This window comes from Flavobacterium sp. GQ95 (assembly GCF_059758655.1).
Genome location: NZ_JCAXEB010000008.1, coordinates 49,242 through 66,413, shown reverse-complemented (window position 1 = coordinate 66,413; position 17,172 = coordinate 49,242). Strand labels below are relative to the sequence as shown.

Annotated in this window: 15 protein-coding genes; 7 read left to right on the top strand and 8 right to left on the bottom strand. The window is 34.6% G+C overall.

What is annotated here, in order from left to right:
* Positions 1-22: 22 nt before the first annotated feature.
* Positions 23-916 (bottom strand): dienelactone hydrolase family protein, encoded by an 894-nt coding sequence (locus AC6CH4_RS15905; protein ID WP_498104630.1) that lies wholly within the window; start codon positions 914-916, stop codon positions 23-25.
* Between the two features lie 74 nt (positions 917-990).
* Positions 991-2,565, bottom strand: a complete 1,575-nt coding sequence (locus AC6CH4_RS15900; RefSeq protein WP_498104628.1) for a tetratricopeptide repeat protein — start codon at positions 2,563-2,565, stop codon at positions 991-993.
* 220 nt (positions 2,566-2,785) lie between these two features.
* Between AC6CH4_RS15900 and AC6CH4_RS15895 the strand changes: the two genes are divergently transcribed.
* The 5 genes from AC6CH4_RS15895 (at position 2,786) to AC6CH4_RS15875 (ending at position 8,254) form a co-directional block, all read left to right on the top strand.
* Positions 2,786-3,028 carry a hypothetical protein gene (locus AC6CH4_RS15895; protein ID WP_498104626.1) on the top strand — a complete coding sequence of 81 codons (243 nt, stop codon included), beginning with the start codon at positions 2,786-2,788 and terminating at the stop codon, positions 3,026-3,028.
* A gap of 83 nt (positions 3,029-3,111) precedes the next feature.
* A complete protein-coding gene (locus tag AC6CH4_RS15890) occupies positions 3,112-4,338 on the top strand; it encodes a DcaP family trimeric outer membrane transporter (RefSeq protein ID WP_498104624.1) in 1,227 nt (408 codons plus the stop codon).
* Positions 4,339-4,385: 47 nt separating this feature from the next.
* Complete coding sequence (locus AC6CH4_RS15885; RefSeq protein ID WP_498104622.1) at positions 4,386-5,834, top strand: aspartate ammonia-lyase; 1,449 nt, start codon at positions 4,386-4,388, stop codon at positions 5,832-5,834.
* A gap of 23 nt (positions 5,835-5,857) precedes the next feature.
* A complete protein-coding gene (locus tag AC6CH4_RS15880) occupies positions 5,858-6,925 on the top strand; it encodes a type II asparaginase (protein ID WP_498104620.1) in 1,068 nt (355 codons plus the stop codon).
* A gap of 18 nt (positions 6,926-6,943) precedes the next feature.
* Positions 6,944-8,254 carry an OprO/OprP family phosphate-selective porin gene (locus tag AC6CH4_RS15875; protein ID WP_498104618.1) on the top strand — a complete coding sequence of 437 codons (1,311 nt, stop codon included), beginning with the start codon at positions 6,944-6,946 and terminating at the stop codon, positions 8,252-8,254.
* 279 nt (positions 8,255-8,533) lie between these two features.
* Here AC6CH4_RS15875 and AC6CH4_RS15870 read toward each other — a convergent pair whose 3' ends face one another.
* A complete protein-coding gene (locus AC6CH4_RS15870; protein ID WP_498104616.1) occupies positions 8,534-9,103 on the bottom strand; it encodes a phospholipid scramblase-related protein in 570 nt (189 codons plus the stop codon).
* Between the two features lie 528 nt (positions 9,104-9,631).
* Between AC6CH4_RS15870 and AC6CH4_RS15865 the strand changes: the two genes are divergently transcribed.
* Positions 9,632-10,918 carry a sensor histidine kinase gene (locus AC6CH4_RS15865; protein WP_498104614.1) on the top strand — a complete coding sequence of 429 codons (1,287 nt, stop codon included), beginning with the start codon at positions 9,632-9,634 and terminating at the stop codon, positions 10,916-10,918.
* 14 nt (positions 10,919-10,932) lie between these two features.
* Positions 10,933-11,361 carry a response regulator gene (locus AC6CH4_RS15860; protein WP_498104612.1) on the top strand — a complete coding sequence of 143 codons (429 nt, stop codon included), beginning with the start codon at positions 10,933-10,935 and terminating at the stop codon, positions 11,359-11,361.
* 164 nt (positions 11,362-11,525) lie between these two features.
* On the opposite strand, the gene AC6CH4_RS15855 is transcribed toward AC6CH4_RS15860, so the two are convergent.
* The 5 genes from AC6CH4_RS15855 to AC6CH4_RS15835 all read right to left on the bottom strand — a co-directional run bounded on the left by AC6CH4_RS15855 (position 11,526) and on the right by AC6CH4_RS15835 (position 17,146).
* Positions 11,526-12,806 (bottom strand): hypothetical protein, encoded by a 1,281-nt coding sequence (locus tag AC6CH4_RS15855; RefSeq protein ID WP_498104610.1) that lies wholly within the window; start codon positions 12,804-12,806, stop codon positions 11,526-11,528.
* A gap of 66 nt (positions 12,807-12,872) precedes the next feature.
* Positions 12,873-13,268, bottom strand: coding sequence for a hypothetical protein (locus AC6CH4_RS15850; RefSeq protein ID WP_498104608.1), 396 nt, complete (start codon positions 13,266-13,268; stop codon positions 12,873-12,875).
* Positions 13,269-13,508: 240 nt separating this feature from the next.
* A complete protein-coding gene (locus tag AC6CH4_RS15845) occupies positions 13,509-13,979 on the bottom strand; it encodes a phage holin family protein (RefSeq protein ID WP_192187617.1) in 471 nt (156 codons plus the stop codon).
* A gap of 12 nt (positions 13,980-13,991) precedes the next feature.
* A complete protein-coding gene (locus AC6CH4_RS15840) occupies positions 13,992-14,456 on the bottom strand; it encodes a hypothetical protein (RefSeq protein ID WP_498104606.1) in 465 nt (154 codons plus the stop codon).
* 89 nt (positions 14,457-14,545) lie between these two features.
* Positions 14,546-17,146 carry a fibronectin type III domain-containing protein gene (locus AC6CH4_RS15835; RefSeq protein ID WP_498104604.1) on the bottom strand — a complete coding sequence of 867 codons (2,601 nt, stop codon included), beginning with the start codon at positions 17,144-17,146 and terminating at the stop codon, positions 14,546-14,548.
* Between the last annotated feature and the right edge of the window lie 26 nt (positions 17,147-17,172).

Sequence of the window (17,172 nt, the reverse complement as noted above, 5' to 3'; positions counted from 1 at the left end):
TAAAATAGATTACTAAAAGTATTTATTTCTTTTTTAGTTTCTGTTTGAAAAAATCAATAGTTCGTGTCCACGATAAAGTTGCGGCAGCTTCATCATATCTTGGCGTTGTATTATTATGAAAACCATGATTCACTCCGGGATAAAAATAAGCTGTGTTTTCAACTTTATTCTTTTTCAATATTTCTTCAAAAGCGGGCCAGCCTTCGTTTACACGTGTATCTAAACCGGCATAATGCAGCATAAGCGGAGTTGTTATTTTTTCAGCTTCTTCTTTGGTAGGCTGACCTCCGTAGTAAGGAACGGCGGCAGATAAAGTCGGTATTTTTACGGCCATCATATTAGAAATCCATCCACCAAAACAAAATCCGACAACACCTACATAACCATTACAATCTTTGTGGGCTTTTAAGTATTCATACGCTGCAATAAAATCTTCCAGCATTTCTTCTCGCGTACGTTTTTTTTGCAGTTCGCGACCTGCATCGTCATTTCCAGGATAACCGCCTAATGGTGTTAAGGCATCTGGCGCCAATGTGATAAAACCTTCGACAGCAGCTCTTCGTCCAACATCTTCAATATACGGATTGAGGCCCCGGTTTTCATGCACGACAATAATTCCGGGTAATTTTTTTTTGGTTTCAACAGACTGCGATAAAAGTCCTTTAATAGCTCCGCCACCTTTAGGAGACTGATACGTTATGTAATCTGATTTTATTCTTGGATCTCCCGGTTTAATTAAGATGCTGTCTTCATAATTTGGCATCATAAAACTTAAAAGCGACGGAAGGGTCAGTGTGCCTACTGCGAAAATGGAAAGTTTTTCGATAAATTGTCTCCTTTCGATTTTATTGTGGGCATAATCATCATATAAATCGAATACTTCTTGTGAAATATCTTCTTTGGTTAATTTCTGCATAGCGTTTGTTTTTTGAAAAACTAATTTAGAAAATAAAATGATTTGTATTAAAAATAGTTTTAATTGTTTGATATTCAGTTATTATGGATAAATCCAATTCTTTTTACAGCATCAACGATTTCAGATACCAAATCTTCTGAAAGAATCACACCTGAAAGCATCAGTTCGATTTTTGTTGGTGTTTTAGGCTCTGTATGCAAAAGCTTTAAAAGATATTTTTTTGCTTTAATGTCTTCACCAATTAAAGATAGTGTGGCACATTTAAGAAGGGGATCCCAAAAAGTTTCTTCAGAGTCCATTTTTTCAGCCCACTGAAAAGCATTTTTATATTCTTTTTTAGCTAAATAATAGCAACAAAAACCAATATTAATCCACCAGGGATAATAAGGATTTTTTTTAATCGCGTCTTGCATAATCTGAAAACCTTTGTCAAAATATCCTGATAAAACAAGCATGCAGCCAACTCCGGAAACGATGCCTGAAGCATTAGGATTTATTTTAATGCATTGTTCAGCAGAGTATAGACAGGCTTCCGGATCTTTTTTTAATAAATTAACCCCTGCCAAAGTATGCCAGGCATGCTGACAATGTGGATCAATTTTAAGTGATTTCATTACACATCGGTATCCTTCTTCAATAGTGTTTTCGTCACTGTCAATGGCAAAGACAATTCCGTTAAGATAAAATTCACCTAGCATGGCCCATGTAACAGCATGATTGGGATGTAATTTGGTTGCTTCATGAAGATTTCTAAATGCAGACCAATAATTCTCAAAGGAACATTCGCATTGATATTTGTAATAACAATAAAGACCTTTCCAAATACTTAAATTATTTGATATTCGGGATGGAGATGTTTTGATAATTTCTTTAAAAATACTGCCATAATAACCACCAATTTCGCTGACAATACTGTGTACAATTTCACTCTGAACTTTAGCAATATCAATGATATCAATATGATCGAATGATTTTGTCATAACAAATTCACCCGTAATGGAGTTTAAAAGGTTAACTCTTATCTGTAATTTTTTATCGATGCACTGCAGATTTCCGGTAATTATAAAATCGGCATTAAGCATTTTTGCGGCTTCGAGTATATTTTGATTAATTTTTGAAATCATTTCAGAAGAAAAATGACCTATAACCGCAATATCTTCAAAAAGAGAAAGTTCGGCACTTAACTCTTCACAAAGCATCAATGAAAAAATATCTAAATTTTGTTTTGTGGTGATTGATTTAAAGGGGAATATGGCAATGATTGGATTTGTATTATCATGGGGATGCACAATGGGTCGTGCATTTTCCTTCCGGATAAATCGGGGAACATAACAACCTATTGGAATGTCGATCATTAAAGCATTGTTTTGCCCCTCTGTCAAATAATATTCGTTCAAAATTCTTCGTAATCTTCCTGCATGAATGCGGACAACGGCATCATCGTTAGAATTGAAATCAGCTGATCTGTTTAATACATTTATTGCTATCGAATATTCTTTAATAAAATGTTGGTTTTCATTAAGGGTTTCCTCAACAATATATCTTAAAAATTTAGTTAAGATGGGAGAATTTTTTAATGAGTTAAATTTTAAAACAGATTCTAGTTCGGTAAAGATTTCTTCATGTGTTTGTTTTTTTATAGCCTCCATATAAGTTGCATTAAATGAGAACAATAGGGCAGAAAATAATGACTATAAAGTTAATTTTTTTCTTTTCATATTATGATAAAATTTTCTTTTTTGTAAGAAAATAGCCAATAAAATAAGATTTTTCCTTCATTTAACGGTTAAATTTAACGGTTTTTAACTCTTTTTCGATTAGATGGTTTTTTATATTTGGTTGATTATCAGTGTTTAATAGAGGATAAAAATGTCAATTCCAGAGAAATTATATAGTGAAAAGCTTTCCAATTATCAAGAATCAATCAAGGTTTTGTATTTGGTCGATGATGATTTCAAAAGTATGTGTGATGATTATTGTTGCAGTAAAATTAATGTTGAAAAGTACCAAAAAAAAATACAGGACAATTTTCACATGAAGGTCGAATATGAAAATTTGACAAAAGAACTTGAAGCCGAAATTGTACAATATATAATAAAAAACATGAAATAAATTTTACCCGGAATCTTGAAAACCCATTAAGGTAAGTGGTTAGGTATTAGTAAGGAATCAAACAATTATAAACCATAATCATTATGAAAAAAAAGTTTTTACAAATGGTTCAGATTCGATATCTGACCATTACAATTTGTTTTTTTGTAGTAAACCTAATGCAGGGTCAGGACGGTGATGCTAAAAAAAGTATGGAAATTTATGGGTTTATCATGACCGATATTGGTTATAATTTTAATCAGATACAACCAGATTGGTATGATGCCGTGAGACCAACCAAATTACCCTCTTATGAAAATGAATATGGACCAGACGGAAGCTATTATGCTTCAGTACGTCAGACAAGATTTGGCATAAAGAACTATTTTGATACCGGAATTGGAGAATTGAAAACACAATTCGAATTTGAATTGTACGGAACCGGTGTCGATGCAGGTCAGACTACTTTTCGTTTGCGTCATGCTTATGCCGAGTTAGGAAAATTCGGAGCTGGTCAGACCTGGAGCCCTTTCATGGATATTGACGTATTTCCGAATACCTTAGAATATTGGGGACCGACCGGAATGGTGTTTTTCCGTAATGTGCAAATTCGCTATATGCCAATTCAGGGCGATACCCGTTTAACTATTGCGCTGGAAAGACCAGGAGCAAGTGCTGATCAGGGTATATATGCCAATCGTATCGAACTTGAAGGCGTTAATGCCAGATTTCCGTTACCGGATCTTTCGGCAGAATATCGCTATGGTGCGAAATGGGGTTATGTGGAGTTAGCCGGTATATTAAGAAAAATCGAATGGAAAGATCAAAATAATGATCAGTTTAATTTATCCGGAGATGCGCTTGGATGGGGATTAAATTTAAGTACCAATATTAAATTTGGACAAAGTACGGTTTTCAAGGGACAGGTTGTTTATGGGGAAGGAATTCAGAACTACATGAATGATGCTCCGGTGGATGTCGGAATTGAAAATAATCCCGGGAACATAACAGAACCTGTAAAAGGTGTTGCGCTTCCGTTGCTTGGTTTTGTGGCTTTCATTGATCATAGCTGGACTGAAAAATTTACCAGTTCATTTGGTTATTCTATGATTGATATTGACAATTCTAATGGACAAACGAATGATGCCTTCAAAAAAGGGCAATACGTAATAGCGAATTTACTTTATTCTCCGGCAAAAAATTGTTTGGTCGGAGGTGAATTTCAATGGGGTGATCGTGATAATTTCAGAGATGGATGGAGCACTTCTATAAGCAAAGTACAATTCTCTTTTAAATATAACTTCTCAGAAGCATTCTACAGAAAAAATTAATAAAAGCATCTTTTAAAAGTTACCAAAAACTTAAAAAACAAAACACCATGTGCAAAAAAATACATTATGTAATCCTCTTTGGATTATACATCAGTTTCCTTAATGCCCAAACCCGAACTGAAAAAGATCTTTTGGGTGAAAAGCAAATTCCAAACAATGCGTACTACGGAGTTCAGACTGCCCGTGCTCTTGAAAATTTTCAGATCAGCGGAATGACGACACAATTTTACCCTGATTATGTAAAAGCTTTTGCTATGGTAAAATTGGCAGCAGCACGCGCCAATGCAGCTGATGGCCGACTTAAAAAAGACAGGCTGGCGGCAATAGAAAAAGCCTGTCAGGCGGTAATAGACGGAAAATATCATGATCAGTTTCTTGTTGATTTGTATCAGGGAGGTGCAGGTACCTCAGCCAATATGAATGTCAATGAAGTACTCGCTAACATCGCCCTCGAAATGAGCGGTCATAAAAAAGGGGAGTATCAATTTATAGAACCGCATGATGATCTTAATATGGGTCAATCTACCAATGATGTTTATCCGACAGCTATTAAAGTCGCTTTATTACTTCATAATGATAAACTGATAAAAGAAGCCGATTTGCTTGCCAAAGCATTTCATAAAAAAGGTGATGAGTTTAAAGACATTCTAAAAATGGGTCGAACTGAGGGACAGGATGCTGTCCCGATGACTCTGGGACAGGAATTTCATGCCTTTGGAAATCAGTTGGATGCTGAAATTGCTGCGTTGCGTAAAGTAGAAGTTTATTTATACGAACAAAATATGGGAGCGACAGCAATAGGAACGGGAATTACAGCGTCACCAGGTTATGCTGAAAAGGTGGCCACACATCTTGCGAAAATTACAGGAAAGCCAATTGTGATGAGCAAGGATCTTATTGCTGCCACTTCTAGCCAGCAAGGGTTTGTCATGTATTCATCGGCACTAAAAAGTATGGCTGTAGCCATGTCAAAAATAAGCAGCGATCTTATTTTTCTGGCTTCCGGACCACGCGCGGGGATTTTCGAAATCAACTTGCCGGCATTACAACCGGGATCTTCCATTATGCCGGGTAAAGTAAATCCTGTAATGCCGGAGTTAATGAATGAAGTTTGTTTTAAAGTAATAGGAAATGATTTAACCGTGACGCTTGCTGCTCATTCCGGTTTACTGCAATTGAATGCTTTTGAACCAGTCGAGGCTATCGCCATGATGGAATCACAAGGATTGTTTTTTAAAACATTTCCCTTATTCAGAAAAAATTGCATCGAAGGTATTACGGCAAATAAATCTGTGTTAGATCATTATATGGAAAGAAGTGTTGGTATCGTTACCGCGCTTAATCCGGTACTGGGCTACGAAAAAACCACAGAGCTGGCCAAAGAAGCTCTTGAAACCAACAAAGGAATTCTGGAGCTTATACGCGAAAAGAAATTACTTACGGAAGATCAAATTAAAAAATTACTTGACCCTGCCAGTTTAACAGGACAAAAATAACCATCAACTAAAAAATCTATATCATGAAATTAAATGCAATCATATATAAAAAACTACTTATTGTAGCCTTATTATTAGTAAGTACCGGGATAATTGCCCAAGCAAAACCTAAAATTCTTATTCTGGCAACGGGAGGTACCATCGCCGGATCTGCCGCAAGTGGTGTACAATCTGGTTATACTTCGGGACAAGTAACAATTGATGCGATGGTGAATTCAGTGCCGGATGCACTCAAACTTGCGGATATTAAAGGCGAACAAATCTCAAATGTAGGCTCTCAGGATATGTCATTTGAAATAATGCTGAAAGTAGCCAACAGAATCAATGAACTAGCAGGAAGCAAAGATGTTGACGGTTTTGTAATCACACATGGAACCGACACTATGGAAGAAACGGCTTATTTTCTGAATCTGGTTGTAAAAACAGAGAAACCGGTAGTGCTTGTCGGATCTATGCGTCCGTCAACTGCAATAAGTGCTGATGGACCTTTGAATCTCTATAATGGTATTGCCGTGGCTGCAGATCCTAAAGCAAAAGGGCATGGCGTACTGTTAGTTATGAACGACTGGATTCATTCTGCACAATCATTGACCAAAGTGAGTACAACTGCTGTTCAGACTTTTATGTCTCCAATACGCGGACTTATAGGAACCACTTCTTATGGAGTAAACGATTTTTACCACTATCCTGATCAAAAGTTTGGAAAAAGTTCTGAATTCGACGTAAAAGGAGCGACCACTTTTCCACGTGTAGATATCATTTATGCGGATGCCGACATGAAACCGGATTTAATTGATGCTTCTATTGAAAAAGGTGCCAAAGGAATTGTAATCGCAGGTGTTGGAAACGGAAATATGAATAAAGCTTCTCTTGATGCCTGCGCGAGAGCAAGTAAAAAAGGAATTATTGTGGTAAGAAGTACTCGTGTTGCAACTGGTATTGTAGGACGTAACGTAGAATGCAATGATGACGAATTGGGACTTATAGCTTCTTACGGATTGAATCCGCAAAAATCAAGAATTCTGTTGACTGTGGCGTTACTTAAACCAAGAAAACTGGACGAACTGCAAAAAATATTCCTGGAATATTAATCTATAAATAACGGTATTTTGAAAGCAAAACGAATCATAGCAAATTGTTCCTTTCTGTCGCAATTGCGGGTTGGTTTCATTGTTTTTATAATGTTGATTTTACCTTCCCGCTCATTATGTCAGGAATTGCCAAAAACAGTACCTGACGGAACCGAAGGTGAAGTATTGCAGGCTGTAGACAGTACGAAGGCTGAAAAATTGCCTTGGAACATGTTTGACACCAGTTTTACAACGATCAAACTGGGTGCTGGTTTTTTATATGAATATGCAGGATATGTGGCAGATGCAACTACCAAAAGACAAATGGATTCGATTGGCGAAGAACTTAAATACGATTTTGATGTTCGTGACTTTAGGATTTTAATTGGCGGTCAGCTTAAAACAAAAAGAACCATAACCTGGAAAGCCGGTTTTATGTACGATGGAGACGCAAAAGCCTGGTATGTACGTGAATCCGGAGTTATGATTGCCACACCGGAAATATGGGGGAGCATTTTTATAGGCCGTACTAAAGAAGGTTTTTCGCTCAGTAAAGTCATGAACGGTTACTCCGGAGAATCTTTGGAACGACACATGGCAATTGATGCGATACCCATTCTGGGTGATGGTATAAAATGGCTTGGCTATCTTCCAAAACAAGGAATTGTTTGGAATATGGGGATTTTTGCAGACTGGCTTTCTAAAGATCAGGGATTTAGTACCTATAGCTGGCAATTTATAACAAGAGCTGCCTGGCTTCCAATACATTCTGAAGAAAAACAAACGACGCTGCACATTGGGGGAAATTTCAGAATAGGACAGCCGGAAGATAATAAGATCAGACTTAAATCGAGACCCGAATCAAATTCAGCTCCCATTTTTATAGACACCGGTACTTTTTCAGCCAATCAGGGAACTTTTGTGGGTTGGGAAATCTACTATAGCAAAGGACCATGGTTATTTGGAACTGAATATAACTGGCAAATGTTTAATTCAAAAGAAAAAAACGATCCGGTTTTTCATGGTGGAGAAGTAATGATGAGTTACATTTTTACAGGAGCAAGCCGGCCTTATACGACAACAAGTGGTATTTATACTTTCATTCCGGTTAAAAAATCTGTTTTTGAAGGAGGATTAGGCGAAATCGAGGCCGCATTAAGGTATTCTACCAACGAATTGAATGGCGGACTAATTGAGGGCGGACGTTTCTGGAGAATAACGCCAACGGTAAATTGGTATCTTTCTAAAAATTTTAGATTTGAATTCGCTTATGGTTATGGAGTATTGGACCGATTTAGCTTAAAAGGGGCGACCCAGTTTTTTCAATCCCGAATTCAGATTTTGTTATAATAATTTGACATGTAATTTAAAAATAAAGAACATTTAAATTGTTTCATTTTTAAAATTGTTTTTAGTTGATATAGCGAAATGGGTTTTATTATAATGATGATAATAAAGCCTGTTACGCTATATGTTTATTAGGGTATTTGGGGATATCCTAAAACCTGTAAAGTTTGCTTTGCAGGTTTTTTTTTTTGAATTTCCTAATCAAAATTAAAAGATGTTTCTGTTATAATTTTGAAACTATTCCCTTTTTTAGTAGTGGAAAAACTTTAACAGAATTCAGGTTTAAAAAAACATATTTATAACAATGGCAGTAGATAAAATGGCCACCTTTTCTTCATTATTGCTATAGTTGGTTGTAATACTTACATTATAACTTTTGTCTGATCTGACAACATTTTTCATGGCTCCTTTCCATTGATTATCAATTGTACCTATTTGATTTTCCAACGGATCATTAATAATAAAATTAGATTTTTTCCAGACATCGCCTATTTTAGCGATAACCTCGTTAGTGCTGTTTAAAATTTTGAATTCAGGTTTAAGAAGCTTTGAGTTTCTATTAATAACTCCTACTTTTTTCCCGGAAGCATCCTGTACAATAATTTCCGATTTTGCAAAGAGACCTTTTTTTAAAATTGAAGCCTCTAAACCACCATTGGCACTTCGAATTTCTACAGAAAAAGGCAGCAGCGTTTTGCTTATTGGAAAGCGTAATACTTTTTGTAATACGGTTAGTTTTTGTTTAATTCTGCCAATACGTTCGCGTTTGTCGTTATATACATTGTAATGCTCCTGAAAACTATTTTTTTTGTCAACGAAATAGTTATTTGTTTCAAAGAAATCTGAGATCATAATTTTATTTCAAATGAATTAATAAAAAAAACTATTAGGGGCTCTCAAAAGTATCAATTAAGTATCATAAACAAGTAAGTATTAATACCTGTTTATTAGAAATTAATAGCCTGATTATATGTGGAATAAAAGGAATGAAAAAAACGTATAAAAAAGTATCTCTGACTCTGGTTTATTCTTACTGAATAAAAGCATGAAATTTTTAAATGAATGAGGAATTTTATTGCAGAATCATTTTAGTATTAGAAATCCATTATGAATTGTATTTGTAAAAACCACTAAAAATTGATGTCATTAAAAATTATATTTAATTGAAAAAATATACATTACTTAAAGTTTGGTATTATGTTTTTTTTGTATAAATTGGTGAAGTCTTATTAATAATTTTCTTAATCATTTAATTTTAAAACAATTTAAAGTCAAAGTTTTTGCATATCCTCAAATTGCTGATGCGAGGCTAAATTTCTTATAACCTACAGCCAAAAGCTAAAAAGAGAATTTAAATAACAACCCAAATTGCCACAAAACATGAAACAAGAAATTGATGCTTTAGAACAATCCATGCACATTAAAGATTTTCTTTTTGTAATTAAAAAAAAATCAGATCACTTAACTAATTATTTCCTCATCAGTTTTTTTGTCGTCGGCTTGTTGCTTTCTTTTTTTTATGACACCTGGCAAATCGGAGTTGGAGTTGGCAGCCTGCTGCTTATTGCGTATTATTCCACAAAAGTTGTCCTGCCTAAATCAAATTTATACCAATATGTCCTTAGTGTTGTATTGGGAATTTTCATGGCTCAATTTATTTATCAGATGCATGGAATGTTCGAAATGCACTTTATGGCATTCATTGCAAGTGCCATACTTATTACGTATCAAAACTGGAAGTTGCAAATACCACTTATGCTGGTTGTGGGAATACATCATGGAGTGTTTGGTTATTTTCAGTATCTGGGATTGGATGAAATTTATTTTTCTCAGTTAGATTATATGTCATTGCAGACATTTATTATTCATATGATACTTGCAGGTTGTATTTTTTCTATTTGCGGGTTGTGGGCCTATCAATTTAAAAAATATAGTGAAGCGCATATGGAGCTAATTTTTAAAAAAAGGGAAATTGAAAATCAGGAATTAAAAACCGCCAATTATGAACTTGACCGTTTTGTTTACAGTACCTCTCATGATTTGCGAGCGCCACTGAACTCAATGCTCGGTCTTATTGAAATAGCAAAAGAAGATACTACCGAAGAGTTGATGCTTAACTATTTTAAAATGCTAAAAGGCAGCGCAAAAAAATTGGATGGTTTTATCTGTGATATTCTTGATTATTCGCGAAACTCTCGTATGGAAATCAATAACGAGCTAATTAATTTCAGAGAACTGATTAATGGTGTGACGGAAAATTTAAAATTCATTGGTGATAATAACAGAATGGTTGAATTTAAAATTGAAATCTCTGATGAAGCTTCCTTTTATTCTGATAAAAATCGCCTAATCACTATTTTAAATAATCTTATTTCAAATGCTATTCGGTATCAAAATTCTCAAATTCCAAATCCCTTTGTCAATATTAAAATAGAGACGTCTCCAACTGAAACCAATATCTTCATTCAGGACAACGGAATAGGTATTGATGAAGAATCGCAATCGAAAATATTTAACATGTTCTACCGGGTGTCGCAGGAATCCGTTGGTTCTGGACTAGGATTGTATATTGTAAAAGAAGCTGTTAATAAACTGAATGGCGATATAAAATTGAAATCTCAAATAGGTGAAGGAACAACTTTCTTAATTAAAATACCAAACAAATAAACCAATCTTAACTAATGGACGAGCAAATAGAAAAATCAACTTTCAAAAAAATTTTAGTGATAGACGACAATCCAACAGATCGTTATATCGCAAAGCGAATGGCTGAAAAATATCATTTCGCCGAAGAAATAATTTTGCAGGAATCAGCTATTGAAGCACTTGATTATATTAAATCATTAGAAAGTACTCCGGAATTACTTCCACAATTCATCTTCTTAGATATCAATATGCCTGGAATGAATGGTTATGAATTTCTTGAAGAATACGCAAAACTTTCTGAAACCATCAAAACAAATTGTATCATTTTAATGATTACAACGTCTATACATCCGGATGATTTTAAACGGGCAGAAAATAATCCTTCTGTATTTCGATTTTTAAATAAACCATTGGATAGAGAAAAATTTAGGCTTATTGAAGATGAGTTTTTATTGAAGAAGTAGAGTTTTTAGTGGTTTTAAAGGTTTAGGATTGGACTTCTTATCTCAGCAATATGATTTAAATTGAATAATTGGAATGTTAAAAGCAAAGCCACCATTAAAAGGACAAAGTCTTCTTATGGTGGCTTTGAGGTGATTTAATTACGCTTAGGAGTTTTCAATTTTTATTAAAATGTTGTTCCCGATGCTCTTATCCATGTATTAGGAGCAATACACCAGTATATATAGTCAGCAACTATTCTAATTTCACCAACCTTTCCAGGAGCTGTAGCTGATGCAGGAGCAATGGTTCCAATGATACTACTAAGATATTCTTTAGTTAAAACAGCTTTACCTGTTGTGTCTCCAATAATTAAAGCAGTTGTTTGAACAGGTAGTGTGGTTAAATTTGTTGAATTAGATATTAATCTTTGTGTTCCGACACCGTCTGATACTATTACAGTATTTTCTAAGGCAGCTGCTAAACCACTTACTTTACCCAAAATAGTATTGCCTGATCCTGTAGTGATACCTGTAGTGTTACCATTGTTTTGGGCAAGGATTAAATTGTTAGACCCAGTAGTTATACCACCTCCAAATTGTATAAATCCTGTGCCAGCTATGATTGTATTATTGCTGCCTGTAGTAATACCACTTCCGGATTGAAAACCTATTGCTATATTGTGTGTACCTGTAGTATTGTTATTTAAAGCGAAATTGCCTATTCCTATACCATTTCCGGTTGTATTATTAAACATTGCACTTGCTCCAATGGCTACAGACCTGTGTCCAAATATATTTGAACCGGCAGTGCCTATATTTTTAGCCAAAGCACTTACTCCAATAGCTACATTTTGGCTGCCATATTGATTGGCTTTTAAAGTATTGCATCCCATAGCAACGTTATAAGAACCAGTAGTATTCGCCATAGAAGCTGCATCACCAAAGGCACTATTTTGGCTACCCGTTGTATTCATTTGTAGCGCACCCCAACCCATAGCTGTATTATAGCTGCCAGTTGTAACATCTCTCAACGCCTCAAATCCAAATGAATGATTTTCAACAGCAGTTGTTGCCGAGTTTTGTGAATTGATTCCGAATACTACATTATCAATCCCCGTACTATTACCTCGGCCAATTCTTACACCTCTAATAGTTTTATCTACACCACCTAATTCCTGTAAAGGTGTATTATTAACAATACCAGCAATAGAATCTGATACCGGAGTAAATGGAACGTCTCCAGAACCCAGTAAAGAAATGCCATTTACAGTTTTAAGGCCGGAACCAAGAAACTCACTTCGAGGAACAAACTTTACAATTTTATCAGTACCACGTACAAGTACGCTGTCAGACTTCTCTCCCTTAGTTACGCTCTCTAAACGTAATGGCTTTTGAATTAAATAAGTGGATTGTGCCGTTGAGAAAAGCGTAGCGGACAACGCTAATAATAAGATTATCTTTTTCATTTTTTATTTTGTTTAGTTATATTTTTTTTGATCGTTGTATGAGCTTTGTTTCGAGTAGAAAACAATCTATTTCCTGAAACTTATTAAACCATTTTTCACCTCATCAGTTGCTATAAAAGAGCTGTCTTCCTGATCAAACTGAATAGTGAAATCTGTTTTGTAATCAAGAATTTCAAATTGTGATCCGTCTCCGGTAATGACGATACCAAGAGATTCTTTTAAAATATTAATTTCCTTGTCACAGATTAATTCGTTGTAAGACATAAAGAGTTCGTAACTTTTTGTTTTTTCATATCTTTTTGTGCCAAATGTTACTTTGTAAATTTCTGCTTCAAACAATGCCGGGAATTCTTTTTTATTTACAACAGAAAAAGAATTACTTAAATCAATTATGTTTTCGATTTTTCTGATCTTAAATATTCGCTCTAATAAATAGGGTTCATTTTTGGTTTTTACTTTCAATTGGTTAATTGGTTATACGCTAGAATTCAGATTCAGAAGAAAAAGGAAGCAGTTTAATCTGGCGGTATTTGAGATGAATAATTTGAGAAATTAATTTCTCCTTCTAGGGTATAAATCAATTTGTACATAAGAATCCATATCCTTTTTCTACCTTTTCATAAGGGAATAAAAACAACTGTTTTCTTATAGTTGTTTTTATTCCTTTACTTATATAGATATTATTTAGGATGAAGTATTCGCTTATTTTTCGATATGATATTTAGGATCAATCGTAATCAAAAGTCTTTTGAATAATAGTATTAAACGATCTCTGATTGATTTAAGAATCAAAGTCATTGCGTCAAAATTTTCGACTTCTTTTTTTGTTTTTATGGCAATAATATTGCTGATTATTGAAATTCCGTCGCTAACAATAAGTAAATCCATTACTATGGTTACAAACCATTTAAAGTTGTAATTAAGTCCTTTACTCATTAATGCCAAAGCGGTTGGTATTAGCAATACGGCTAACTTAGATACAAATCCCAGAGCTAATTTTTTAAAGCTGAAAGGATTGTTTAGTACTATGGTTTTTATAATGCCTAAAAAAGTATCCATTACCATTAAGTAAAATAATATCTTAACGATTTCTGCATCCATTTCTAAGTAAATAAAAATTCCGTAAAGCAATAATTTTAGTTCATTTGAATATTCTGAGATTTTATGTATCATAGGTTTGTGCTTTTAGTCTTCTACTATAGATTTTTGGGCGTGATCAAAATCAATTACTCCCAATAAGTTGGTAAATCTTTTCCCGAAAACCGATAGGGTATTGTCTCTTTCGTTTTCTCCTAAATTGTCGCTTATGGTTTCCTGGACAGCACCAAATTTATTTGTCGAGGAAGCGATAATAAAATTGTCATTTAATAATGTTCCGGCAATAGTATTTCCGGTAATGTCGATGCTTAAACTAAGTTTTCTCAGATAGGTTAAAAAACCTTTCCATTTTATGATGGCATATACAAAACAAATAGGGTAGATGCCTAAATAACAAATCGATGCAAATAAAAAGAGGATCCATTCGGTATAATGTTTTTTCGAAATTAATAGGGTGGGAAGTAATAAAGCAACTACTGCTGTCATTGTCAAGATTGTAATTAAAAGCCACAGCAAGGCCGAAGCTGTAAAAATAAATTTCACAATTTTCATGTATTGTTTTTTAAGTTGAATGGTTTTAGGTAAAGAAATCTTTTGGGGTAATTAAACCCCAAAAGATTACTAAATAGTTATTTTGTTTTTTATGGTTGTGGATCGTGCGGATCTTCTGGTTTATTGTTGTGAGCAACAATTCCTGAAATAACATAATTATCTACATTCTCAACATCTAAAAGGGCAACTTCCAAAGGTTCTTCTTTGAATGTTATTGATTCAATAGCCTTTGTTTTTCCTGTTTTGTCAATTAATAACATGGTTTGTGACACATTTTTCACACATACCCATTGCACGTTTTCGCCATCTTCAGTAACTAATAAAGGATGTTGTCCGGTAACTTTAATCGTAGTGTCGGCAGTTTTGATTTCATAGTAATCTGGCTGAACACTTGTTACTTTGTTTACAACAGTTACTTCAGTTTTAGTAGCTTCCTCTAATTTTCCACTCCAGATCATATAATCTCCATCAGATTCATCAATCTCATTCGGGAAAGAAAATCCCTGAAGTTTATCTCCAACTACAATATTCTTTAATTTCTTTGATTGTCCTGAAGCCATTGTTACTAATGATTCTACATCGAAACATTCTATAACTCTTGGTTCTGTTGTTATTCCCACTTCCCCAGTAAAACCAGAGTAACCTGTATTATATAGGGCTCTTACTTGAAAGAAGTAGGTAGTGTCAAATAAACCAGTATCATAATAATAGGTTCTTGAACCGGGAGTGGTGTCATGTGGTGAGGAAGTTCCACTACCAGCTTGTCTTCTCCAAATATCATAGCTAATAACCCCTGGACTAGCCGGTGCATTCCAACTGATAAACATCTCATTTTCACTTTGTAAATAACCATCAAAGTTTGTTGGTATGGTAGTATCTACATTTGTTGTGGTTGGATTTATTGTATTACTCTTAAGTGATGAATTTCCTTCAGCATCTTTTGCCATAATATAAAAACTATAAGATGTGTCGGCGGTTAATCCTGTAACAGTATAGGAAAGAACATTGCCTAATGGGGCTAACAAAGTATCATTTTTATATACCAAATAATTTGTAACACCATATTCGTCAGTTGATGCTGTCCAGTTTAACTTTAAACTTGTATTAGTAATATTTGATACTGTTAAATTTGTTGGAGGTGTTGGAACTACTACATCTTTTGGACGTCCTGTATATTCAATGAATTGAACAACTCTGTAAGGATTTAGCATTGTGAAAGATTTACCTCCTCCAACTGTTTGCTCTAAAGCATCGCCATTAGTGTTATAATTCGAACCTAAATTTCCAATTGCCATCTGACTATTATCGCCTCCATCAGCACCGGTTCCAGTAGAACTACTGTTGCCATAGTCACCAGATCCCGCTGCAAAACTTTTAAAATGAGAGTTTGGCTTGTGATGATAGTGTGGAGGCATTTCTTCAGTAAGGATTTTTTTACCTATTCGTCCTGCGCTATATCCTAATGTGTCAAAAGGAAATACTGGAGAATTAAAACTATCTCTATAATAAGTCAAGCCGTTACCGCCATCTGCATCTAGTTGTTCACTTCTTTCTTGAGGAGTTGGATTATAAAGTCCAACAGGCATTTTTCCTCTCAATGGCAAATATTCTTCCCAACCTTCAGGAAATGGAGCAGGTTTCCCCCAAATAGCAACCATTCCAAGAGGTACAGCAGTTGCAGGTTTTTCTTCTAAATCAGTAATTCGCTTCAGTAATGAATTGAGTAGGTTATTGCTTTTAAGGACCTGATTTAGACCATCTATCAATAACAAAGAATTGTCAGAACGTTTAGCAACAGTAAAATCTTCTAAACTCGTATCTGCATTGTTAAAGTATATTTTTCCATTAACATAGGTATTCTCCCAATCCGGACCGTAATTTAGAGTAAGACTTGTCGCCGATGAGGTGCTGCTGTCAACTAAAGCTCTTCCCAAATAATCATTTGGATGTAATAATCCTCTTCTGTTTATTGAGCCTAATTTAAAATCTTCAACTCTTACATTTGCTGCCGAACCTTCTTTTATATCTAATTTTGATAATTGATGAGCCCCCAGATCTAAGTCTCCCTGCATCGCTTTTGAGCCGTTAAGCGGAAGATAAGATTGATTAATCAAATTGATATCTGTTTTAATTACATTGATATTTCCTTCAATTGCATTGATATCTCCTTCAACAACGCCAATGTTAGCCTCAATTGCATTAATGTTGGATTGAATTGCCTGCAGAATTTCTTCGATTGCCTTAATATCTTTAACGATCTCAAAATTTCTTAAATCATAATAATAGACCGTTTGTACCTGACCACTTTCAGAAACAAAAACACCATCATTCAATTTGGCAGGGCTGTATTCTGCTTCATAGTCATAATAAGCGGGTTGAGATTCTCCGGTTCCGTAGATTAAATTTGTCTCTGTTCTGGTGGTTTTTAAATAATTCGTTGGAGTTCCATTTTTAATAGGGTATAAAATTCCTGTCTGATTTTCCGGGTTTACAGCATCTTCCTGACGGATAACTGCCCAGCCTTTTGCTTCGCTTGTTGCCTGAGCTACAATATAATCGTTATTGTTATCGATACTTAAATGCCTTTTTAAAGCTTCGTATAATTCAGACCTGTAGGCAGTTTGAAGTTTTTCTAAAGTTTCTTGCTCGAGCGGAAATCCTCCCGAATGGCTAAAATTTACTTGTTTCATTTTTATTGATTTAAATGGCTGTTGTT